Source organism: Paenisporosarcina quisquiliarum (genome assembly GCF_043641925.1).
GTDB classification, from domain to species: domain Bacteria; phylum Bacillota; class Bacilli; order Bacillales_A; family Planococcaceae; genus Paenisporosarcina; species Paenisporosarcina quisquiliarum_A.
Genome location: NZ_JBHZRU010000022.1, coordinates 33,735 through 56,714, shown reverse-complemented (window position 1 = coordinate 56,714; position 22,980 = coordinate 33,735). Strand labels below are relative to the sequence as shown.

The window sequence follows — 22,980 nt, the reverse complement described above, 5'->3', positions numbered from 1 at the left end:
CTATTGATTTGACATATATTCATATGGATTAGGTAGTGATTTTATTTGTTTCTTTAACTCTGCATACTCAATGTTAATAAATGCACTTAAGACATCTTCTCCAAACTTTTCTTTAGCGTAGCTTAATATTAATAGATCTGAAATTAGTAAATTTGAAATTCTTACTTTTTCTCCTAGATACATAGAGTTATTATGAATTTCTTTATAATCATTAAGACGTTTTACTATGTTTTCACCGATTTTGGTTAAAGCATAAAAATGGGGAATAGAGAAAGGGCACCTGCTACAATCTCTTTCTAAAAAAATGCACTTCCCAAAAATGCATTGATAATTCTCTTCTTTTGCAGGAAGTTGTCCAAGGTTTATTAAAAGCATTTTTTCAAGAAGTTCTTTTTTTGTTAAAGTTTTCAAGTAATTAAGGAGCGCTTCATCTTCCTTCTCTAAGTGGTTTATATATTTTGATAAGTTTTCAATATTATAAATATCACCAAATACATTTTTAATAATATTGGATTTATTTATAGAACTAATAGGATCGTTTTGATCAGATTCAAGTAATACTTTTAAAAATAGGTCATACGTATATCCAAAATATCCTTTATCAAAAAGTTGACTAGAAATATAGTCCAAGTGTTCTTGAGGAATATCAATGTAAACATTTGTAGTTTCTATATCAGTGTGATTTCGAATGAATTTTGTAATTTCTAAAGGATTTCTATTTGTTTTTTTCTTAATTACATCAGTCATTAATCCCATGAAAGTACGATTCATTTTTAATGATCCAAATTTAAAATCCTTGCTATAATTACTGAAAAATAAATTTTGAGTACCAGTAAGCATCTCATTATCCTCATTCATAAAATCAATCAGATGTATATTATTCGGATTTATTAACCTTGTTCTTAATTCACAAATCATCAAAGCATTTGCGAGAGGATATTCTAGTTCTTCAGAACAAAAGAAGTAATTTGATTTCCTGTTTTTAGAATGTTTGAAAGACTGTAATTTACTTGAAAGTTGAACTATGATGAGTTTTGCTTCCTTAGAACTTAAAGGATTTTTTGAAAAATCTGTATTAATACTAATATTCGGTGGTAATTCCAACCTTGGGATTTTATAAGTAAAATCAGAAGACCGCCATCCGTTATTCAAGTGGAGTAAAACATAAAGCCAAGCCGAGTCATATTTTTTGTATTTTTTTATATTTTTTAAAGCATTATTAATATCAATAATTGCATTTTGTTTATGTAATTCTACTTTACTTGCATAATCTAAAAGTTCTATAAACTGCTTAGGTGAGTATACTTGTTTATTGTTAGTCACTTTACTTCTTCTAACTATATTAGGATTCTTAAGTTTCGCGAAATCAAATATATTAAAATGTGTCTCATCGTTAATTACATTAAAAAACGAGAAAATGACTACTTGATAATCAAGATATAATTCAGTGTTAAAAAACAATAAATTTAATTCATTTGTTGAATAGGAAAATATCTCTTTTTCTATTGTCGAGTTAGCAATTATACCTGTAATTGTTACTAAACGATTAATTAGAACTTTTACATTAGCCTTACTACCTTGGGTTTTATTTAACTTTTGTCTCACAAAAGAAGTCCAATATTTTTTAGTTAATGTTGCATTAGGTGAGAAGTTAATACCTTTTTCAGATATTAATTTTTCAAAAACAGGGAAGGGAATACTTACATCTTTTAGTATTTCTTTTAAGTGCTGTTCTTTTTTACGAATAACATATAATTCCTCAATCTCAACTTTAGGGTAAACATAAATTTTCGATTTATATTTGCCTTTCATGATGATTTTAGGAACCGATATGGAGGTTAAATTACGATATGGTTTTAATCCGATTTTTTTTTCTGAACGTATCTCATTCATTGTCATGTACTCTTTTTCAAATGTTTTATAGAGAAGATCTTGGTTTTCCTTAAGTAAGTGAATAGCACTCTTTAAATAGTGTTTACCACTATTATTTATATACTTTGGTTCTAAATCATTCTCTTTTAAGACTTCTTTCGTAATTTGTAATGATAATCCCAATAAATCACTAATATTGGTTAATGTAATGAAATTATTTAATAACATTTCATTTTTTAAATTAATCTTCTTTTTCTTTTCTAGTTTAGATTTTAATATATTTTTTTCTTTTTCTTTTTTAAATTCAATATATTCCATAATTGAATTTTTGGTATAGACAATGTGCGTACTTTGAAAACGATTATATTTTATAAGTGAAGGTAGCTTCTCAGTAACTAAATTCGCTTTCTTTATCAAAATACTATTAATCAATGTAATATTTAATAATTCTTTCACCTCGTTATTTGTCAAAAAGTTTTTGTCGAAATAGTTGTATTGTTTTGTTCTTTCTATTAATAAATTGTCAATTTCTTTTTTGCTCCACCTATAGAATTTTCTACCAACTTGTTTTTTTATTATTGGTTCAATATTATTCTCTTTTAAAAGTTTTTCAATATCTCTAAAATTGAATAATAACAAAACTTCTCTGGTTGAATAGGAGGATGATGTCTGAAGAATTTCTTTTTGTTCGATTCTTTTATTAAGTGCTTTTATTTCATATCCGAGCCTAGAATATTGAAATTTCTTGATCTTTATTAGATTTGGTATTTCTATAGGGTTAGATAAATTCAAGTCATATGAAGTTACATTTAGTGATAGTGATATTGTTTCGGCATAGGTATAATAAGTTTCATTGAAATATTGGTAAAGCTCATTCTGTTTATTAATTAAAAATTCTAATACACTTGCCTGATAATATTCAATATTATTTTCATCGGTCAGAACAGGATGGAAATTATATTCTTTAAATATCTTTTTTAATTTACCTGTATATGAAACTTCCAGAAGTTTTGCTATCTCAAATTTTCGGTATAATTTTTCCTTAGAAATATCCATTTTCCACCTCTCTCCACTTTTTTAATGTCTCTGAATTAATTATTGATTCTCTTTTTTCGTAAGCCTCGCGAATATTATTGATAGCCACTTTCATATTTTCAATAGCGGTCTTTTCATCAACATATGCCAGTGCAGAGTTTATATTTCTATCACCCCTTGCTATAGCTATTTGAGTTGGATTAAGTCCAAGATCAAGTAAAAAGTTAGTAAATATACCCCTACCGATGTGAGTAGACCAGCTAGTTTCAGCTAACAATAGGTAGTCATTTATGTTTTCTTCTGTACTAAGAGTATTTAATAAAGCTTTTTTTACTTTCATAAATTTAGAATGATATTGCTTTCCTGTTATAGGCAAACCAGTATGTTCAGAAGCAAACAAAACATTTGAATTATTGTTTTTTCTTTTAAAACCATCAAGTCTACTTAAATGTTCTTTATAAATGTTTAACATTAAGTCATTCATTAAAAGAGTTTGATTCCTTGGTGTCTTCACTTGAATATCAGAAGTATTTTTTACATTGGGAAATAGCAATTTTTGATTATCTCTTATATGTAGGATTAACCCATCTCCGTGATTTATTATACTTTGACGTGTTAAGTTCACTACCTCGGATCTTCTTACTCCTCCAAAAAACTGAAAACATATGCCTAAAACAATTTCTGGTGCAACATTTCTGGCAATGTTGATAAATTTTATAGTCAGATTATATCTGTTTGAACCGAAATCCGATAATTTATTTAAAACTCTTTCATCTCTACCAGTTAAAATAGTACCTAGTTCAAAATTGTCGAAGGGGTTGACCTCAACTATTCTCTCAAAATTCCCTCTTTTTATAGATTTGTATTCAATCTTAAAATCGTCATGGATAATTCCTTGGATTTTTAACCAGTAGTAAAACTTGATTAAATATTGCATCTGGTCATTAACATAGTTAGTGGAAAGACTCCCTGCATTAACTTTTAAGGATAAAAAAGAAATATATTGTGAACCATGAATTAATCCTAGACCACATAAACCAATATTTTTTAAATCTATAAAATCATTATTTTCTTCACTAATTTGACGTGTTATGTAATTTAAAAATCTAGTTACTGCATATGCACTATTTCGTTGGCTGCTTAGGGATTTACCTTTATTTCTATACATTGATTTTATAAAATTTGTAATTGGTGAGGGATAGATAATATTTGTTCTTGTATTCTTAATGCCAATTCCAATTGTTGAAATATAAGTTTCAACTTCTCCATTTACTTCTAATATGTCATATTCCCGAACTACATATAATTCCATCTATTTACCCTCTTTCATTAATAAACAAAATAATTTAACAAAAATCCTATAAAGTGATTATAACCTAGAATTCATTTTTTGGTTAAATACTCAAGTATTAATAAATTGCTTGTAAGTAAGGATTAAGTAAGGGTTAAAGTGCTAAATCCACTTGTTTTTTTAATAACACCCTAAAAGAGTTATACAAGTGCAATCACCTACTGTTTATTTGATATATCAGCGTGCATTAGAAATCGAACGTTTTAATCCAGAGCCATTTTTTGAATTAGAGGGAGTCTTTAAAGCCGAACACGGTGTATATAAAGGTAAAGTCAAAGGTAAGTATAAGACGCGGGAAGAAGCCCAAGAACTATTAACAAAACACGTAATTGATGGAACAATTCCTGGTGTGATTACAAAACTTAAAACGGAAGATAAAAGAATACTTCCACCAAAATTGCATGCATTGTCTACTCTGCAAGCAACGGCAAATCGCAAGTGGAAGTATAGTCCAGCAAAAGTTCTTTCAACGATGCAAAAATTGTATGAAAAGAAATTAGTGACTTACCCGAGGACTGACACACAATTTATAACACTAAATGAGTTTGCATATCTCGAAAACCAAGTAGAATCTTATCAAAAAATAATTCAACAACCATTTGAAGTAGCATCGCGAAAAGCAAATAGTCGTTATGTCGACAATACGAAAGTTCAAGAACATTACGCCATTATCCCCACCAAAAAAATTCCGAGTGACAAAGTTTTAGCTGGATTGGCACCTGACGAACGTAATTTATACGAAGAAGTGGTTCGAACGACTCTCGCGATGTTCCATACCAATTATTTATATCAAGAAACAAACGTACAAACAGACGTAAATGGACTGGCTTTTCATTCCACTGGAAAAACAGAAATTGATAAAGGCTGGAAATCTTTATTTTCAAATGAAAAGGAACCTGCATCTACTAAAGAACCAACTTTACCTCAATTGAAACTTCATGAAGAAGTAAAAAGTAAAGCAACTATTCAAGAAGGTAAAACTTCACCGCCGAAGCCATATACCGAAGGGCAACTGATTGCCATGATGAAAACTTGTGGGAAATTTGTTGAAGACCAAATAGATACGGACATATTAAAAGAGGTGGAAGGACTAGGCACGGAAGCTACACGAAGCGGAATAATTGAAACAATCAAACGACACGGCTATATTGAAGTGAAAAGAAATATTGTGAACATTACTGAAAAGGGAAGAGTCTTATGCGAAGCCATTGATGGCAATCTATTAGCAAGTCCAGTGATGACTGCGAAGTGGGAGAGCTATTTACGGAAAATTGGAAATGGACAAGGTTCGTCTGAGCTCTTTTTAGGAAGTATAGCTAAGTATTTAAACCAACTCATTCTAGATGTGCCGACTCAATTAAATGAAAAAACTTTTCACATGACCATTGAAAACACCTCAACAAGAAAAGAAGTAGCGCCATGTCCAACTTGTAAAAAAGGAACGATCATTTCAAGGAAGAATTTTTATGGATGTTCAGCTTATAAGGCGGGCTGTAAACAAACATTCCCTGCGATTTTTTTGAAAAAAAGGCTAAGTGTAAAGCATATAGAAGACTTGTGTGTTAAAGGATCAACGGACATTGTAAAAGGTTTTGTAGCAAAATCCGGTAAAACCTTTAATGCGAAATTGGAATTAACAAATGGTAAGATAACATTAAATTTTCTTTAGGAGGAAAACAAATGAGCACAAAAACATATCAGTCATTAGTGGATGATCGGATTTTTATTGGTGGCGTAACAGATGTTCCTAATGCAATTGAAAATGAACAAATAGACGTTGTGTACGATTTGAGAGCGGAAGTTTCTGCATCATCCAGGTGATATTAGTAAGCATCAACCAATTGTGGATGATGGTGAGTTTCAAGACGAATCCATACGTACTGGTGTCAAACAAATTGTACAGGATTATCAAGATGGCAAGAAAGTTTTCTTTCATTGCAATACAGGTCGTGGAAGAGCAGGAACTATGGCTGTAGCAACCTTAATGGAACTGCGTTTAGCAGATACGATTGATGAAGCTGAAGCGAAAGTGAAAATGGTACGTCCTGAAATTGATGTAAAACCTCAATTAAAAGAAGCATTAAAGCGAATATACGAAGCCTAATCCGCATAAACTATAGGAAGCGACCTTATATAAAGGTGGCTTCCTTTTTTCATTTGAACTAAACAATACTAGTGACATTTTTTGACAAAGTGCAATTTTCGTCAAATAGGAGTATACTTAAAACAAGAGAACTTTTAAGAAGAGGTGAAGAATGGAAAATACTCAAGTACCAAATGCCGTTAACAAGGACTTTTTGACAAATGAATTAGGGCTTATTCAACATTTAAATACAACCATCTTTAAGAAACGCGATTTTTTTGTTCTTTCTCCTTCTGTCCAAAACAAAACAAATGTTTTTGACCTACGAGAAGTTAGTTTGAACAAATATAACCGTATTGCACACAATGGTTATTTATTGATTCGTTATAAAGAACGTTTCTTAATCGCCAAACTTGCGAATTTCAGAAAGAAAATGATGCGTGAGGAATTAAAAGCAGCAAGTACTTCTAAGTCTTCTCATTGGAAGTTTATCGTAAAAGAAACTCCAACTCCTCATGTGGTTTGTCAAGCAGACCCTGAAGAGTCATATCCATTGCAAGAACCATCTAGCAACCAGTTAATTAAATTCTTCTCATAATAAGCGAAAGCATACGTAGAAATTTTACGTATGCTTTTTTTGTGTATATGAGTATAAGAAAAACATAGGAAATACTAAGATTTCCGTTCCAGACGGACGCTTTCCGCGGGCATGACTTCAGTCTCCTCATCACTCCGTTCTTCCGGGGCCTTCAGCTCACGCTATTCCCGCTGGAGTCACCGTCTTCCACTCCAATTCATTACCTACCTAAGATCATGCTTGCAGAATGATCTTCAAAATTAAATACAATAAAATCCCATTTTTATATCTATTCCATCTTTACACTAATTAGAAAACCCCAAATTATTCTACTGCTCTAGGGAAAAAGGAGTATAGTTTGGTGTGTTTTCATTCACTTTGTGTTCATTTTGTCTCAAGTCTTGAATTCATGCTTATCTTTTGTCAAAAAAGGGTAATCATTAAGAAATCAAGAATACGGGAGTTGTTGTTTGAATGAGTCTACGTAAAATCGAATTATCTAACCTTTCATTATCTTATCAAGATCGAGGTGATGGAGAAGTCATTGTCTTACTTCATGGATTTTGTGGAAGTCACGCCTATTGGGATGAAGTAATGCCAGTTTTATCAAAGAAAAACCGTGTGATTGTACCCGATTTACCGGGGCATGGTGATTCGACATTTCCTAAAGGAAATTACCAGCTAGAGTATATGGCTGATACTTTGAAAGAACTTTTAGATAAATTAGGTATTGAAAAAGTAACGTTATTTGGTCATTCATTAGGTGGTTATATAACTTTAGCGTTTGCAGAAAAATATGAAGAACGTTTATTAGGATTTTCTCTAATTCACTCAACAGCTCACGCGGATTCAGAAGAAGCAAAGGATGGACGAACTGCTTCGATTGAAAAAGTGCAGAAAGAGGGAATTACTGAATTTGTTGATGGATTAATACCAAAATTGTTTGCTGAAGAGAATTTAGAAACGAATGCTGCAGATGTTCAAAAGACGAAAGAGATTGGTTATGGTACATCTGAAGAAGGCGCAATTGGCATGTTACAAGCGATGAAAGAGCGACCAGACCGTAATCATGTCTTAAAAAACAGCAGACTACCTGCTTTATTAATTGCTGGAGAAAAGGACCAAGTTATTCCTCCGGAAAAGACGTTTTCTGTACGTAAAGACTCTATTTCTCAAGCTTTAATTAAAGGAGCAGGACACATGAGTATGATGGAAAAACCTGAAGCTCTAATATCTGAAATTCAACATTTTTTGAAATCATAAAACATAAAATATATGTGAAAAAATCTCCTTTTATGTAGGAGGTTTCAGATTGTAAACAAAGGATTATTAGTTTATATAACTTCATAAAAATAAGTTTTTAATATTATTTCCTTTGAAAAAAACAAGGTGGTCGGTTATTTCTTTTACTTTCCGCGGACGAAACACAAACCTTTGGGTCTAGAGTGTTTCGATTTTCCGCAGGAGTCTTAAGAAATAGTCGACCACCTTTCTGCGAAAATAGGTTTGTAGAGCATTAAGCAATTAGATATCAAATCTGTATAACTTTCTATGAATAATAGACGATCATATTTACAAGAATTTCAGTTGATTGAAATGGAGGCGGCGACTCGGGCGGAATGAGCAAGAACTGAAGACCCTGGACTGAGCAACGCGAGGGAAGCGGCTGAAGTCTTGCCCGCTGAAAGCGTCCGTCAAAATGGAGATCAACATATTTATTTATCATCAATCTGAAACCTCCTTTTATATAGGAGGTTTTTCTAGTTATCTAATCAATGAGAAAGAGCATGGAAAATTAATTCCATGCTCTTTTAGATTATTTACAGATTAACCGTTCTTCATTTAAAAACATTGGAAAGATGAAACGCGGTCTAAGTCAGTGCCATAATAATTCCATCTAAATCCGTTCCAACGATAGCCGGCTATGGATTCTCTGCCAACGAAAGTTGGGTAGAACCAAAAAGATCGACCGTTTCGTAACCAAATAAACGTAAAGCGGAATAAACATCCACGAATCGCTCCAGGATCTACTGCAAATGCGCTAACTCCACCTCTAGCTTGAGGAGCTTGCTGTGGCGTAAACGATGGAGGCGGTCCTGAAGGAACATTCGATGGGGGACGAACACCACCTGGTAGCGAAGGAAAACCTGGCCCTTGGGATGGTGGTCCACCAGGTCCCGGAAATCCAGGTCTTCCAAACGGTGGCCCTCCTTGTCCAGGGAAGCCAGGAATTCCGAATTGTGGTCCTCCTCGTCCAGGGAAACCGGGTATGCCAAATGGTGTAGAGTCTCGATCTGAAAAAGGGAAACCAGGAAATTGATTAACCAAAAATTTGTACCTCCCTTACACTTTTCTCTTCCTAGTCTATGTACGCAGAATGGAGAAGCTTGGGTAGAGGTTCACTGTTGGTTCAAGAACGCTTACAACACATAAAAATAAACGCATAAAAAGTGACAAAGTGTCCCGAGAAGAATGAAAATGTGAAAAATTTCATGAAACCCTAAAGGTGAAATTTTTAAGATATTGGGTTTCGCTGCATAAATGGCACCACCAATGGTATACATGACGCCTCCGCCAATTAATAAAAGAAGGCCGTTCATACTTAAACGCTCTGATAACGGTGCGGCAAGGAAAACAATAATCCAGCCCATTGCAATATATAAACCGGTGGATAACCATCTTGGAGAATGAAACCAAACCATTTTAAATAAAACACCTGCTATTGCAAGGAAAGCTACAATCGAAAATAATATGACTCCCGTTTTACCTTCTAAAGCAATTAAACAAAGCGGCGCATAAGATCCAGCTATTAAAATATAAATCATGGAGTGGTCTAGTTTTCTGAAATAGGCAATTGTTTTGTCCGTAGATAGTACCATATGATAGATGGCAGACGTTGAATATAAGAGAATCATACTTAATCCGAAAATGGAGACAGCTATGACCTGTAGAATGGTTTCTTCATTTGAAATTGCTTTTTCCACCATCATTAGTAAAGCAATAACGGATAAACCAGCACCTAAAAAATGTGATAAAGAGTTAAAAGGTTCGCGAATATAACGATTCATAAAACACCCTCATTTCGATAAGTAGTAATAATAACTACTTATCAATATATAATCAATTCATCATGTAGTCAACATTTACGTTCAAAGGTTTTTCATGTAAAATAAATTATAAGGAAACAGATATATTTGAGGTGGCGTAATGGAAAATATCAATGATTTACTAGAGAAGATATCACTCGAAAAGAGTGTGTCATTAGAAGAAATGCCTGAAATTGATTTATATATGGATCAAGTCATTCAATTATTTGATCAAAAATACAAAGAAACAAAACGAAATGAAGATGAAAAAATTCTAACTAAAACGATGATTAACAACTATGCGAAAGGCAAGTTGTTTATTCCAATCAAAAACAAAAAGTACTCAAAAAAGCATCTCATATTAATAAGCTTAATCTACCAATTAAAAGGTGCTCTTTCGATTACGGATATTAAGTCAACGCTACAAATTATTAACGATAAGATCACAAGTGATGACATAAACTTAGATGCGTTCTATACTAGTTTACTTACGCTGCAGAAAACGAATGCAGAAAATGTGAGTGAATCCATTCCACTAAGGCATCAAGAAGTAAAAAGAGTAATAGATGCGGAAGATGAGAAATTAGAACAAATTATGCTTATCGCGTCTCTCGTAAACATTAGTAACTCATACCGAAAAATAGCCGAACGTCTGATTGATGACCTAACAGAAACTGTTGCAGTTCCAGGTACGGATACAAACACGAAAAAATAAACAATTGAAATAGTTGAAACAAACACGAAAGTTTGAGTGCCAGGCACCGATTAAGGAGTGACATTATTGTTAGAACAAGCAAGGAAGTATTTACAATCGTATTTCGGATATGAAACGTTCCGTAAAGGACAAGAACAGGCGATCCAACAAGTATTGGATGGAGTGAATTCCATATGTGTTATGCCTACTGGTGGAGGAAAGTCGATTTGTTATCAAATCCCTGCACTGGTTCTTGAAGGTACAACCATTGTGGTATCTCCACTTATTTCTTTAATGAAAGACCAAGTTGATACATTAATAGAAGCTGGTATTTCTGCGGCTTATATTAATAGCTCGCTAAGTCATGAGGAAGTAAGAGAAGTCCTTTATGATGTTCAACGCGGAGCAGTTAAATTACTATATATTGCACCAGAACGATTAGACTCACAAACCTTCTTAAATGAATTACAAGGAATACCGGTGCCGCTTATCGCAGTAGATGAAGCTCACTGTATTTCACAATGGGGTCATGATTTTAGACCAAGCTATCGCTTAATTAGTCGAATGACTGAGTTATTTCCAAATACACCGACTGTGTTGGCTTTAACGGCAACAGCCACCCCTCAAGTTAGGGAAGATATTTGCAGGATTTTAGCAATAAAAGAAGAACACACGGTTATGACCGGATTTGAACGCGCTAACCTATCGTTTTCAGTGATTCCTGGTCAAGATCGCGAGAAATTCGTAAAAGATTACGTAAAGAAAAACGAAAATGAAGCGGGCATTATTTATGCGGCAACTCGAAAAACGGTTGATCATGTTCACGATATGTTACATAAACGCGGAGTGAAGGTTGCCAAGTATCATGCAGGTTTATATGATGAGGATCGACGTTATGAACAAGAGCGTTTCTTGAAGGATGAAGTGGATGTTATGGTTGCTACGAACGCCTTTGGAATGGGTATAGATAAATCCAATATTCGATATGTCATTCATTATCAAATTCCACGGAATATGGAGAGCTATTATCAAGAAGCGGGCCGTGCAGGTCGCGATGGTCTCCCGAGTGAATGTATTTTGATGTATGCGTCTCAAGATGTTCAAACGCAACGTTTCTTAATCGATCAAGCGCAAGATCAAAGTCGAATCCCTGGGGAACTTGTAAAGCTTCAAGGAATGGTTGATTACTGTCATACCGAAAATTGTTTGCAACAATTTATCATTCATTATTTTGGTGATACCGATGCACAGGCGTGTGGAAGATGCAGCAATTGTATGGATGATCGTGAAAGCCAAGATGTCACAACAGACGCTCAGATGGTGCTCTCTTGTGTTATTCGAATGGGGCAGAAGTTTGGTAAAATGCTGACTGCTCAAGTGTTAACTGGTTCTAAGAATAAAAAGGTAATCGAATTTGGTTTTGATAAGTTGACGACTTACGGAATTTTAAAACACTACAGTGCTAAAGAAGTGGCTAACCTGATGGAGTTTATGATTTCTCAAGATTTATTAGCAGTAGAGCATGGATCGTTTCCGACCATTTATGTTACAGAACATAGTAAAGATGTACTTAAAGGAAATCGCAAGGTCTTAAGAAAAGGAGTCGTCGTAACAAAACAAATTGCGGATAATGATCCAATGTTTGAAGAGTTACGAGTTTTACGTAAGCGTTTAGCAGAAGAAGCAAATGTACCACCATTTGTTATTTTCTCAGACAAAACGTTGCAGGATATGTGTGCACGACGACCAAAAGATGAAGATGAGTTCTTAAAAGTTAGTGGTGTAGGTGCCAATAAACTCGAGAAATATGGCGATGCATTTTTAGCAGTTATAAATGGATAAATATATAATGGCCCCTCGCGTTTGCGATAGGGCCATTTTTATATCTTATAAATTCAGAAGCTCTTTTTAAAACTAATCTAGTAAAAAATAGTGCTAATCTTGTAAAGGTTCATTCGCCAGAGACTTCTTCGAGACTTCCAACTTCTCATTCCCCATAAAGTAAACAGCGACGACCGCAATGGCTATCGGAATAAGGGACCATAAGAATGTAGCAGATATCGAATTTGACATGGCATTTACGATAACTTCTAAAATATTTGATGGAATTTGAGCACGCTGTTCTGGTTGGAAAACCGTTTGTAAATTATCAATAGTACTCGCTGCTTGATCTCCTGATGCACCAAGCTTCGTTGTAATTTCATTCGTTAATAATTTCGTTTGAAGGGAACCGAATATTGTAATTCCCAAAGCCAAACCAAGTGAACGGAAGAATGAATTTGTTGAGTTTGCTGATCCACGATGGCGATAGTCCATTTTATGAACACTAGCAGATGGTAATAAAGAAAAGGAAAATCCGACGCCTAAACCGACTAAAATCATATAAATGGTCAATAACAATCGACTTGTATCTGGCGTAATCGTTGACATGAAAATCATACCGAATGAATACACGACGACTGAAATGACCATGATCTTACGATACGTCATTTTTGATTGTGCAAAACCAGCAAAAGCGCTTCCCACAACTGATCCAAGTAACATTGGCATCAATATAATTCCTGCATTGGTAGCGGATCCACCATAAACAGCTTGAACAAAAATAGGAATGAAAATGGTTAAACCGACAAAAGTAGCGCCATATATAAATGCTAAAACTTGAGATGATGCAAATAAGCGATTCTTAAACATCCAAAACGAGATGATAGGTTCTGATGCCTTCCTTTCAGCCCATAAAAACACAATAAAGAAGACAATGAAAATACTAAACAATGAGATGCTTTGCCAAGATGCCCAGGCAAACTCTTTCCCGCCAAGCTCAAGACCAAACATCAGACTCACAATTGCGGTCACAAGCGTAATGGCACCTAGCCAATCAATCTTAAGCTTCGCATGTTGCCTTGTTTCATTATAAAACCGAAGAATTAAAACTAAAGACGCAATCCCTATTGGCACATTCACATAAAAAACCCAATGCCAGCTAATCGTATCTGTAATAAAAGCACCTAATAATGGACCTAGAACACTAGAAGCTCCAAATACTGCCCCTAATAATCCTGTCATTTTCCCTCGTTTTTCTGGAGGGAATACGTCAAAGACAATCGTAAATGCGATTGGCAATAAAGCACCCCCACCAATTCCTTGAATGGCACGATAAACTGCAAGTTGAGGAACAGATTCAGCAATGCCGCAAAGTGCAGACCCAATTAGAAAAATAGTTAAACCGAAAACGAAAAATCGCTTCCGCCCATACATATCTGATAGTTTCCCAAAAATCGGCATCCCGGCTAAAACAGCAACCGCATATGCAGACGTTATCCACACATAACTCTCTACGCCTCCAAGGTCAGCTAATATTGAACCTAGTGCAGTTGCCACAATGGTATTGTCCATAGCAGCCATTAATATAGCTAAAAGTAGTCCAGTTAGGACCAATCGCAAATTTGTTTTATCCCCCATATTGTTTAGCTCCTCTTACCTAATAATAGAAATAGTATATCAGTACAATTCTAATAAGAGAATTTTTGATTGGAATTGAAAATGCTAACTAGTTCTATTAACCAACATTGACAAAAAGATATATTCTTTCCATTTCGCCCGCTCGAATTAATAGAGTCTACATAATCTATTAATCAAGGAGTTGAAAATAGATGTGCAATAATAATTACAAACAACCTATAGGATCTATCGGCCGCTGTGATTGTAAATGTCCAAAAAGACCAGAAAGAGATCGCTTTCAAACATTAACGTTTGAAAACTGTGTTCCTTTCGCAGGTGGTCCTAGCACTGCAGACAACCATATATTTGACGTTGAACCAAATTCATTACCTGTAGTTTTAGCTGGTACTATTGAAAACTTCAGTGATGACGGAATTAACGCTAGATTTGAGCGAAGTGGTGGTGTCTTTGTACTACCAATTCAAGCAAACTCTGCAGTATCATTTGTCTACGATGATGTAACAAAAGTTACAATCAATGGATTTGGTCAAGAGTACACAGGCTCATTCAAGTTCCAAGCAACGTACACGGTTGAAGTAGAGTAGTTGAACACAAAAGGAGGCATGCCTGCTAGACTTGGCATGCCTTTTTTTGCTCTAATGCCAAATTATTCTAGAGTAACGCCATATTAATGATAGTTTGCGCCATATTATTACATCCGAACGACATATTATCGTTCTCAAACGCTAGATTATTCATTCCAAACGCCATAAAAAACCTCGAGCCATTTTCAGCTCGAGGTAATTTGTATTTATTCTACTAACAATAAAACCTTCGCACCAGAAGGATCAATCGCACGCACGATATTATTTTTCACAGTAACGACCGCGTCTATATCTTGCAAACGATTTACGACCAATTCACGAGTCTCTAGATTTGGATAAACAAGTGAAAACTCATGTAATCCGAGCGTGTGATTATTGCGTTCTATCGCCTTAGGTCGTCCCCAAGTATTGAGGGCAATGTGATGGTGATAGCCATTTGACGAGATGAATGTAGCTTGAGATCCATAGCGGCTAACAATATCGAACCCTAATGCATGTACATAAAATTCTTCGGCTTTTTCTAAGTTCGATACGCTTAAATGAATATGACCCATGACTGTACCTGAAGATATGCCAGACCATTCCGCTTTAGTTGCACTGGCAATTAAGCCCTCAATATCAAGTGGATCTACGGTCATTTCAACTTGTTCATTTTGCCAATTCCACGTTTCTGGACTGCGGTCATAATACAATTCAATTCCGTTGCCATCTAAATCATTCAAATAGAGCGCCTCACTAACTTTATGGTCAGAGGCACCACTAAACGGATACCCCGTATTGCGGATGTGATTAAATAACGCACCTAATTCTTCTTTGGATGGAAGTAGGAGTGCCAAATGATAAAGGCCTGCAGACCCAGGTATGTGAACATTATTCTCTTGAGATTGCTCGATGATTAATAAAACATCTGATCGATTGGCTGTGAACTCTACTTTGTCCTCGGTTTTATTCAAGATGTGTAGTCCAATAATGTTTTCATAAAATGCTGTCGACTTTGTTAAGTCAGACACGATTAAATGGACATGCTTTGGATAAGTTGATGGATGTTGATGAAAAGACATATACATTCTCCTTTTAAGTTACATTTATAAATTAAGTTACTTTATGTAACTAATATTAAGGCATGAGTTTATGAATGTCAATCATATCGTTTTGCGAATAAATACCATTCCATATGGCAAAACTTTCTTCAAATACGAAACCTTCAAAACGAAGGGAAGTGAATGAATGAAAATATGGAAACGAGCACGACAAGCAGTTGAAAATAGTAAGGAAAAACCTTCTCCGCCATCACATCAGAAGCAACTCGCACCAATTTCGTTAGACGCTCTTAAAAAAGATTTAACTGATATTGATGATGCTGTTTTCAAAGAGTATCAAACAAAAGATGGACTTGTTACAGTGATCTATTTGAGTTCGCTAATTGAGCCTGTCCTTTTACATAAAATGATCATCTTTCCACTTGTAAATGATAAAGGCTCAGTAATGAATACATTTGATGCAATTGATGGAAGCAATAAGCAAAAGCTTTTAATGGCTATTGTTAACGGTGATACCGTTATTTTTCACCACAATAAACAACAATATTTGCAAGCTCATACATTCAGTCCGCCAGAACGAGCAATTACTTCTTCTGAAAATGAAGCGACCGTACTTGGTCCACAAGACTCTTTTACAGAGTCACTGACCGTAAATTTATCTCTTATCAAAAGAAGAATTCATCAGACAGGGTTGAAAAGTAAAGATTACACTATTGGTCAAGAAACAAATACTAAGATTTCTATTATGTATATTGAGCATCTCGTTAATGATGAAAATCTTAAGAGGCTACAAGAACGCATTCAGCAAATTGATTTTACAGGGTATGTTGACCTCGTCATTCTTAAACAATTACTTGAGGATAATCCTTATTCACCTTTCCCACAATACGGTGCGACATCGAGGCCAGATGCTGCGGTGAATTCCTTATTGGATGGAAGAATCATTGTAGCAATGGAAAATAGTCAAACGGTCATGATTTGTCCTTCATCTTTTCTTGAAATGTTTAATTCTCCAGAAGATTTTTATAACCGTTGGACAACGGCTAGTCTGTTAAGAATTTTGCGATTTATGGGCTTTATTATCACCATTATGCTGACGCCTACGTATATTTCAGCTCTATCTTATCATCCAGGAATCCTTCCATTTGAATTATTGATTATGATCATGGAATCAAGAAGTAGGGTTCCTTTTCCTCCGGTAATTGAAGTGCTATTTATAGAACTAATCATTGAAATTTTGAAAGAGGCTGGGTCTCGAATGCCTACCAAAATCGGTCAGACAATTGGTATTGTGGGAGGTATTGTAATTGGGACTGCATCAGTTCAAGCGGGTCTTGTAAGTAATACACTCATTGTCCTTGTGGCTGTCTCCGCACTGTTATCATTCTTAATGCCCAATTACCTTATGAGTAATGCCAGTCGCTTTGTGCGGTACATTTTTATTTTGGCAGCTGGATTATTCGGCTTGTTAGGTCAAATGTTGGCGTTTGCTTGGCTGATGAATCACTTATTAAATTTAACATCACTTGGAACGCCATATTTGACACCTGTTATTCCACGCTCCTGGTCAGATCTGTTTGATAGTGTCGTTCGTTTTCCATTAACTTTTGTTCAAAAAAGAACTGGAATGTCTAGAGCAAAGAGAGAGAAAAAACCTACTAAATAGCGGGGGGATTGAAATTGGATGTAACTAAAAAGAAAATTTTAAATGGGTACCATGTAATATTTCTGATTCAGAATATTATAGTTGGCATGGGATTACTGTCTATGAATAACTCGTTAAGTCCATTAGGCTACAGTCAATGGTGGATCCCACTTCTATTTGGTCTCGTTGCAAATCTAACAATCATCCCTATGATTTGGCTTGGATTACAGTATAAAGATGATGACTTGTTTGATATCCATGAAAAACTTTTAGGAAAATGGATTGGAAAATCATTAAATTTTATATTACTCCTATATGCAATCGTTCTTTTTGCTGCGATTATAGATAATTATTTAGTTCTCGTACAAGTCTCGATATTGCCAGAGCGATCGATAACGGGACATTTAATCTTCTTTATTTTAGTGACGGTGTTTATCGTTAAAGGAGGTATAAAATCCCTTGCTAGGTTTTGTATATTGACACTTTTTTTAACAGGCTGGATGGTCTATTTTCTGCGATGGGGATTTGAAAATGGAGAAATTCGGCATCTTCTTCCACTTTTTAACTTCACAGGTAAGGAGTTTGGGGAAGCAATCAAAAGTGGATACAATTCAATTGTTGGATATGAATTAATTATGTTCTTTTTCCCATATATCCGAAAACCCGACAAAGCCTTCAAACATGCATCGATTGGCATTTGGATAACAATATTGTTCTACTTAATGGTTGGAATTGTTAGTGTTATGTATTTTACGGAATGGCAACTGGAGCATATTCTCTTTCCTGTTTTGAAATTGTTCCAAGCGGTAGACCTCTCTTTTGTTGAAAGAATTGATAAGATAGGAATTACTTTATGGGTATTCTTAATCTTAACGACAGCTGGAGCTTATTTATGGATGGCTAAAAAAGGTGTAGATTCTCTTCGAAATAAAAATAGCCAATATCATATTTATGCTGTTGCTATATTGACGTATGTCGTCATTAATCTTCCTATTTCTCAAACTGTAAAAAAAACTTTTTATGAACAAACATTCCTTTTTAGTTATGGTCTTATATTATGGCCGATCCTTTTATGTCTAGTTCATTTGGTCAGAAGGAGAAAAATGAGGTGAAGAAATGACAGCTTCTCGATTCATAATGGCGATTAGTATTCTTTTAGTATTGAATGGGTGTACGACTAAGCAAGGAACGCAACCATCGTTAGAAAGATTAGGAATGATTAGTGTTGCTGGTTTTGATTATATTGATAATGACAACATGAGATTGACGGTTATTATGCCGCAACCGGCTCTTGAGGCGGAGAAACATACGCAAGTCATTACGGTTGATACGGATATGTTGCATAAAGGGCTGGTTGATATTTCTTCCCGTGCAGATAAAACAGTCTCTTTGAAACAACTCAGAGTCGTATTATTCAGCGAGGAATTTGCTAGAAAAGGACAAATGAAAGAAATGGTTGAGTATTTATTTAAAGACGCAGATGTAAGGTCAAGTGTATTTGTAGGGGTAGTAAAAGAATCTGCTGAAGAAATGCTGAGAATGGAATACCCAGACAAACAGAATACAAGTTCCTATATCAACAATTTATTCCACCCAAGGCAATATACATTTTTCAGTCCTTTCACAACGATACATGAATTTGTCTATGATGAAACCGATCCATTAAGGGATACGATTGCACCATATGTGGAACTAAAAGATGACGTCATCCATATAGAAGGACTTGCCATGTTCAGTAACGGAAAAATGGAGACCATTTTCACCAAACAAGAAGCCAAGATTATTCAAATATTGCGTGGTAGAGAAAAATTAAGTGTATTTGCTCTTACTCTAGACGATGAAGAGAAAGAGAAAGTAGCTTTAGAATTTGTGAAATCGAAAGCTAAAGTGAAGACCGAAAATTTAGAATCACCGAAGGTTATCATGGACTTGAAATTTGAAGGTACATTAAGTGAATATGAAGGCGATAAAGACTTAGCCAATAAAAAGCATGTTGAAACTCTTGAAAAAGAAGTGAGTAAAAATATCGAAAACGATATTAGATCTTTGTTAGAAAAATGTCAGGAGCTTTCAATCGAACCTATTGGCATGTTTGAAACCCTTCGAATGCGTTATAAAGGAGATTGGCCAACTGGTTTAACGGAAGAATTATTAGCAAAAGCACAGTTTGAGATAACTGTTGAAACAAAACTTACGAGTGTAGGGGCATTGAAATAAATGAATAAAAATAGAATTTCAAAATCGGCATTCTGATAAATTGAAACTTCGTGTATGTTTATTCGTAATAGAAACATACGATTGAAATTTAAGGGGGAAAATCGATGTTTAAAAAGTTAGCGGCAGAAGCATTAGGTTTATCGGATATTGGCATTGTGGTACCGAAAGCTGATTTTGATAAGACTGAAGCAGACGATTTTGTTATGCACGAATCAGGAGAAGAAATTTTCTTCTTGATTAAGACCAAAGCAGATGAATATTGTTTTACAAACAAAGCACTAATTCACGTGGACGGCGCAAATGCCGTTAGTAAAAAAAGAACATTGAAGCGGTACGAATATGCACTGCATCCAATTACCAATGTAGCTCTAGAAACGGCGGGTACCATCGATTTAGATGTCGAAATCAAATTCACGATTGGCAGTACACCATTATCAGTTGATATTCATAAACGGTTTTTAACGGAAATTAAAGATCTTTATAAAGTCTTATTTGCAATCTCACTGGAAGTGAAAGAAAACGAAAAGAAATATGCAATTGCTGAAACTAGCTTGAGTTATGCTTCTCAATCTATAGGGCGTATTAGCAATAACCAAGTGACTCCTGCTCAGTCATTTGAAGATATTGCTCGATTCTCACAAAATTGGTTGCATGAGAATCGGATGAAATACGCTAAAAAAGATTTCAAAGATACATTTGAGTTGTATATTAATCAATAATTGCAAGTTGTGAAACCGTCCTTTTCGATTGATCATGGACGGTTTTTTTAGCTGAATAAAAGGGAAAACAAGGAGTAAACAACGAATATATTGCTAATAGAGGACGGTGAAAGAAATGTGTGGACGGTATAGTTTAACTGCTGACTTTCAAGTAATAGAAGATCGGTTTGGGGAAGCCACTTTCGATATAACTAAATACGAAGAAAGCTATAATATTGCACCTTCTCAAATGGTCCTATCAGTCGTTAACGATGGTTCGAAAAATAGACTCGGGTTTTTAAAATGGGGCCTAATTCCACCGTGGGCAAAAGAATCGAAGATTGGCTTTAAAATGATTAATGCCCGTTCAGAAACTGTACATGAAAAGCCTAGTTTTCGAGAAGCTTTCAAGAGGAAAAGATGTCTCATCATTGCAGATTCTTTTTACGAGTGGAAACGAACGGACGACCGAAAAATTCCCATGCGCATCAAAATGAAAAATGATGAACTTTTTGCAATGGCTGGTTTATGGGAATCTTGGAAATCTCCTGAAGGGGATACTGTTCATTCATGTACGATTTTAACAACATCACCAAATGAACTTATGTCACATATTCATGATCGAATGCCTGTCATTTTAAAACCCTCTGATGAACAAAAGTGGTTAAATCCAGAATTGAATACTTTGGCTGATTTAAAGAAGTTTTTAATTCCTCTCGAAGATGGTCATCTAGAAGCATACGAAGTATCGGACAAAGTGAACTCTCTGAAAAATAATTCGCCTGAGTTGATTGAAAAAGTAGGAGACTAATTATGTAAGAAATCTTTATAAGTGTAAGAGGTGAAGGACATAAAAATTTTAGAAACAGACAGGCTAATACTCCGACATTTATCTGAGGAAGATGCAGAGTTTATCGTAACCCTTTTAAATGAACCAGATTGGATTAAATACATCGGAGACCGCGGCATTCGTACAGTTGAAGATGCGAAAAAGTACATCAAAGAAGGACCCATGACTATGTATAATGAGCATGGAATTGGCTTGTACTTAATTGAATTGAAGGAAAACGCAAAACCAATAGGACTTTGTGGTCTTTTATATCGTGATTTCTTAAAAGATGTTGATCTTGGATTTGCATTACTTTCTAAGTATTGGGGCAAAGGGTATGCGTTTGAGGCAGCACAAAGCACCTTATCGTATGGTGCTGAAATCTTAGGGCACCACCGAATTGTTGGCTTTACTTCACTTGATAATGAAAAATCTGCAAACCTTCTTCAGAAATTGGGAATGAAAGACGAAGGAAAGATTAAATATACGTCAACTTCCGAAGATGTTCGGTTGTTCGCTATTGAATATCAAAAAAAAGATTGAAACGAGCATCAATGCCGTTTCAATCTTTTTTTATTTATATGCCAGGAACCCATCCTGGATTTTTTATGATTCTTTGCCATAGGGGAGTGGGAAGATCTAACTCTTCTTGTTTATCGATTTCAAGCTTTGTGACAATTTCATCTTCGCGACCTTGCTCAATCTTTTGAACCCATTCTGGGTCAATTAATAACTCCCGACCTAACCCGATTAACGGTACTCCAGAAGTTAGAGCTTTTCGTGCATCTTCTGCGGTATAGATGGATCCAACACCAATAAGCGGAACTCTATCCCCAATGACTTCTTGTAAGAGTTCGATACGTGAACGAGTATCTTCAACGCCTCGCTTAGGTGTAGACCAAAAATCCATAAGAGAGACATGTAAATAATCTAGATTTTTTGAAGCTAATCTATCTACTAAAATGAGTGTATCAGCCATCGTAATACCCGGTTCTTCCGGTTCTTCAGGAGAGAAACGATACCCAACGATAAATAGTTCTTTTACGTACTCATTCACAACGCGTTTCACTTCATCTACAACAGCTAATGGGAAGGTCATTCGCTTCTCTAACGTTCCACCAAATCGATCGGTACGGCGGTTTGAGTGTGGAGAAAAGAACTGTTGTATTAAGTACGTATTGGCACCATGAATTTCAACTCCATCATATCCAGCTTCAATTGCGCGTCGAGTCATCTCTCCGAAGTCACGAATGATTGCTTCGATTTCAATTTCCGTTAATGCACGAGGAACAGGTTTGCCTTCAGCAGGATAAGCGATAGCACTTGCGCTAACAACATCACCGTTCGGTGCAATCTCTTTCGGCACCTGTCTTCCAGCATGGAAGATTTGTAAAATAGCTTTTGCGCCTTCATCTTTAATAGCTGAAGCTAATCGCTTTAAGCTCGGAATCATTTCGTCTGTATGTGCTGCAAACTCACCAGGAAAACCTTGACCATTTGTGGTTCCATATGTACAAGCAGTAATCACCATACCGACACCTTTTGAGCGACGAATATAATAAGAAACTTCTTCGTCTGAAACTGTACCATCTTCATTGGAAGAGTAGTTCGTCATTGGCGCCATTACGATGCGATTCTTAAGTGAAACACCATTTGAAAAGTCAAATGGTTCTAAGAGTGGTTTGTATTTTTCATTCGTCATATTTTTGTACCTCCAAAACGTAGTGTGGATAGTAAGTAGTAAGAAAAAGCATAGTGTCACTCTATGCTTTCGCCATATAGTAGTTAAAAGATATGCCTAAATCTGAAT

At 35.2% G+C, this 22,980-nt stretch carries 20 protein-coding genes and 1 pseudogene; 14 read left to right on the top strand and 7 right to left on the bottom strand.

The features are described 5' to 3' along the window. Entirely contained in the window at nt 1–2,928 is a 2,928-nt protein-coding gene (locus ACHUE4_RS14890) for a hypothetical protein (RefSeq protein WP_394191430.1), read from the bottom strand. After that, on the bottom strand, nt 2,915–4,219 hold the full coding sequence (locus ACHUE4_RS14885; RefSeq protein WP_394191428.1) for a hypothetical protein: 1,305 nt from the start codon (nt 4,217–4,219) through the stop codon (nt 2,915–2,917). Before ACHUE4_RS14885 ends, ACHUE4_RS14890 begins: the two co-directional genes overlap by 14 nt. A gap of 184 nt (nt 4,220–4,403) precedes the next feature. On the opposite strand from ACHUE4_RS14885, the pseudogene ACHUE4_RS14880 reads away from it, so the two are divergent. The 5 genes and pseudogenes from ACHUE4_RS14880 to ACHUE4_RS14860 all read left to right on the top strand — a co-directional run. Continuing rightward, nucleotides 4,404–5,927, top strand: a pseudogene (locus tag ACHUE4_RS14880) (type IA DNA topoisomerase); the annotation flags it as partial. Nucleotides 5,928–5,938: 11 nt separating this feature from the next. Further along, nucleotides 5,939–6,079 (top strand): hypothetical protein, encoded by a 141-nt coding sequence (locus tag ACHUE4_RS14875; RefSeq protein WP_394191424.1) that lies wholly within the window; start codon nt 5,939–5,941, stop codon nt 6,077–6,079. A 22-nt stretch (nt 6,080–6,101) separates the two neighbouring features. After that, entirely contained in the window at nt 6,102–6,362 is a 261-nt protein-coding gene (locus tag ACHUE4_RS14870; protein WP_394191422.1) for a protein-tyrosine phosphatase family protein, read from the top strand. Between the two features lie 151 nt (nt 6,363–6,513). Continuing rightward, on the top strand, nt 6,514–6,939 hold the full coding sequence (locus tag ACHUE4_RS14865; protein WP_394191420.1) for a hypothetical protein: 426 nt from the start codon (nt 6,514–6,516) through the stop codon (nt 6,937–6,939). Nucleotides 6,940–7,392: 453 nt separating this feature from the next. Beyond that, nucleotides 7,393–8,181, top strand: a complete 789-nt coding sequence (locus ACHUE4_RS14860) for an alpha/beta fold hydrolase (RefSeq protein WP_394191418.1) — start codon at nt 7,393–7,395, stop codon at nt 8,179–8,181. A gap of 579 nt (nt 8,182–8,760) precedes the next feature. On the opposite strand, the gene ACHUE4_RS14855 is transcribed toward ACHUE4_RS14860, so the two are convergent. Both ACHUE4_RS14855 and trhA read right to left on the bottom strand, forming a co-directional pair. Continuing rightward, nucleotides 8,761–9,246: a transporter gene (locus ACHUE4_RS14855; protein ID WP_394191416.1), complete on the bottom strand. Its 486-nt coding sequence runs from the start codon at nt 9,244–9,246 to the stop codon at nt 8,761–8,763. 92 nt (nt 9,247–9,338) lie between these two features. Next, nucleotides 9,339–9,986 carry a PAQR family membrane homeostasis protein TrhA gene (gene trhA / locus ACHUE4_RS14850; RefSeq protein WP_394191414.1) on the bottom strand — a complete coding sequence of 216 codons (648 nt, stop codon included), beginning with the start codon at nt 9,984–9,986 and terminating at the stop codon, nt 9,339–9,341. A gap of 139 nt (nt 9,987–10,125) precedes the next feature. Between trhA and ACHUE4_RS14845 the strand changes: the two genes are divergently transcribed. Both ACHUE4_RS14845 and recQ read left to right on the top strand, forming a co-directional pair. After that, a complete protein-coding gene (locus ACHUE4_RS14845; RefSeq protein ID WP_394191412.1) occupies nt 10,126–10,719 on the top strand; it encodes a DUF1836 domain-containing protein in 594 nt (197 codons plus the stop codon). Between the two features lie 66 nt (nt 10,720–10,785). After that, nucleotides 10,786–12,540 (top strand): DNA helicase RecQ, encoded by a 1,755-nt coding sequence (recQ, locus tag ACHUE4_RS14840; protein ID WP_394191410.1) that lies wholly within the window; start codon nt 10,786–10,788, stop codon nt 12,538–12,540. Nucleotides 12,541–12,633: 93 nt separating this feature from the next. Here the strand turns inward: recQ and ACHUE4_RS14835 are convergent, their stop codons facing one another. After that, nucleotides 12,634–14,157: an MDR family MFS transporter gene (locus ACHUE4_RS14835; protein ID WP_394191408.1), complete on the bottom strand. Its 1,524-nt coding sequence runs from the start codon at nt 14,155–14,157 to the stop codon at nt 12,634–12,636. A 191-nt stretch (nt 14,158–14,348) separates the two neighbouring features. Here ACHUE4_RS14835 and ACHUE4_RS14830 point away from each other — a divergent pair, with 191 nt between their 5' ends. Continuing rightward, nucleotides 14,349–14,741, top strand: coding sequence for a hypothetical protein (locus tag ACHUE4_RS14830; protein ID WP_394191407.1), 393 nt, complete (start codon nt 14,349–14,351; stop codon nt 14,739–14,741). Nucleotides 14,742–14,947: 206 nt separating this feature from the next. Here the strand turns inward: ACHUE4_RS14830 and ACHUE4_RS14825 are convergent, their stop codons facing one another. Next, the gene (locus ACHUE4_RS14825) at nt 14,948–15,802 is read right to left on the bottom strand and encodes a VOC family protein (protein ID WP_394191405.1); all 855 of its coding nucleotides are present in this window, start codon (nt 15,800–15,802) and stop codon (nt 14,948–14,950) included. A gap of 166 nt (nt 15,803–15,968) precedes the next feature. Here ACHUE4_RS14825 and ACHUE4_RS14820 point away from each other — a divergent pair, with 166 nt between their 5' ends. From ACHUE4_RS14820 to ACHUE4_RS14795, 6 genes are all read left to right on the top strand, one after another. After that, nucleotides 15,969–17,447 carry a spore germination protein gene (locus ACHUE4_RS14820; RefSeq protein ID WP_394191403.1) on the top strand — a complete coding sequence of 493 codons (1,479 nt, stop codon included), beginning with the start codon at nt 15,969–15,971 and terminating at the stop codon, nt 17,445–17,447. A 14-nt stretch (nt 17,448–17,461) separates the two neighbouring features. After that, nucleotides 17,462–18,538, top strand: coding sequence for a GerAB/ArcD/ProY family transporter (locus tag ACHUE4_RS14815; RefSeq protein ID WP_394191401.1), 1,077 nt, complete (start codon nt 17,462–17,464; stop codon nt 18,536–18,538). A gap of 4 nt (nt 18,539–18,542) precedes the next feature. Further along, the gene (locus ACHUE4_RS14810; RefSeq protein WP_394191399.1) at nt 18,543–19,643 is read left to right on the top strand and encodes a Ger(x)C family spore germination protein; all 1,101 of its coding nucleotides are present in this window, start codon (nt 18,543–18,545) and stop codon (nt 19,641–19,643) included. 104 nt (nt 19,644–19,747) lie between these two features. Beyond that, a complete protein-coding gene (locus ACHUE4_RS14805) occupies nt 19,748–20,362 on the top strand; it encodes a PH domain-containing protein (RefSeq protein ID WP_394191397.1) in 615 nt (204 codons plus the stop codon). A gap of 115 nt (nt 20,363–20,477) precedes the next feature. Beyond that, nucleotides 20,478–21,152 (top strand): SOS response-associated peptidase, encoded by a 675-nt coding sequence (locus tag ACHUE4_RS14800; protein WP_394191395.1) that lies wholly within the window; start codon nt 20,478–20,480, stop codon nt 21,150–21,152. A 39-nt stretch (nt 21,153–21,191) separates the two neighbouring features. Continuing rightward, nucleotides 21,192–21,713: a GNAT family N-acetyltransferase gene (locus ACHUE4_RS14795; RefSeq protein WP_394191462.1), complete on the top strand. Its 522-nt coding sequence runs from the start codon at nt 21,192–21,194 to the stop codon at nt 21,711–21,713. 34 nt (nt 21,714–21,747) lie between these two features. On the opposite strand, the gene ACHUE4_RS14790 is transcribed toward ACHUE4_RS14795, so the two are convergent. Continuing rightward, nucleotides 21,748–22,872: an NADH-dependent flavin oxidoreductase gene (locus ACHUE4_RS14790; protein WP_394191393.1), complete on the bottom strand. Its 1,125-nt coding sequence runs from the start codon at nt 22,870–22,872 to the stop codon at nt 21,748–21,750. Between the last annotated feature and the right edge of the window lie 108 nt (nt 22,873–22,980).

Coding starts and splice junctions, on each gene's coding strand:
- ACHUE4_RS14875 (WP_394191424.1), top strand. CDS start 5,939: ATGAGCACAAAAACATATCAGTCATTAGTGGATGATCGGATTTTTATT.
- ACHUE4_RS14890 (WP_394191430.1), bottom strand. CDS start 2,928: ATGGATATTTCTAAGGAAAAATTATACCGAAAATTTGAGATAGCAAAA.
- ACHUE4_RS14825 (WP_394191405.1), bottom strand. CDS start 15,802: ATGTCTTTTCATCAACATCCATCAACTTATCCAAAGCATGTCCATTTA.
- ACHUE4_RS14885 (WP_394191428.1), bottom strand. CDS start 4,219: ATGGAATTATATGTAGTTCGGGAATATGACATATTAGAAGTAAATGGA.
- ACHUE4_RS14820 (WP_394191403.1), top strand. CDS start 15,969: ATGAAAATATGGAAACGAGCACGACAAGCAGTTGAAAATAGTAAGGAA.
- ACHUE4_RS14830 (WP_394191407.1), top strand. CDS start 14,349: ATGTGCAATAATAATTACAAACAACCTATAGGATCTATCGGCCGCTGT.
- ACHUE4_RS14845 (WP_394191412.1), top strand. CDS start 10,126: ATGGAAAATATCAATGATTTACTAGAGAAGATATCACTCGAAAAGAGT.
- ACHUE4_RS14800 (WP_394191395.1), top strand. CDS start 20,478: ATGTGTGGACGGTATAGTTTAACTGCTGACTTTCAAGTAATAGAAGAT.
- ACHUE4_RS14865 (WP_394191420.1), top strand. CDS start 6,514: ATGGAAAATACTCAAGTACCAAATGCCGTTAACAAGGACTTTTTGACA.
- ACHUE4_RS14860 (WP_394191418.1), top strand. CDS start 7,393: ATGAGTCTACGTAAAATCGAATTATCTAACCTTTCATTATCTTATCAA.
- ACHUE4_RS14805 (WP_394191397.1), top strand. CDS start 19,748: ATGTTTAAAAAGTTAGCGGCAGAAGCATTAGGTTTATCGGATATTGGC.
- trhA (WP_394191414.1), bottom strand. CDS start 9,986: ATGAATCGTTATATTCGCGAACCTTTTAACTCTTTATCACATTTTTTA.
- ACHUE4_RS14790 (WP_394191393.1), bottom strand. CDS start 22,872: ATGACGAATGAAAAATACAAACCACTCTTAGAACCATTTGACTTTTCA.
- ACHUE4_RS14835 (WP_394191408.1), bottom strand. CDS start 14,157: ATGGGGGATAAAACAAATTTGCGATTGGTCCTAACTGGACTACTTTTA.
- ACHUE4_RS14810 (WP_394191399.1), top strand. CDS start 18,543: ATGACAGCTTCTCGATTCATAATGGCGATTAGTATTCTTTTAGTATTG.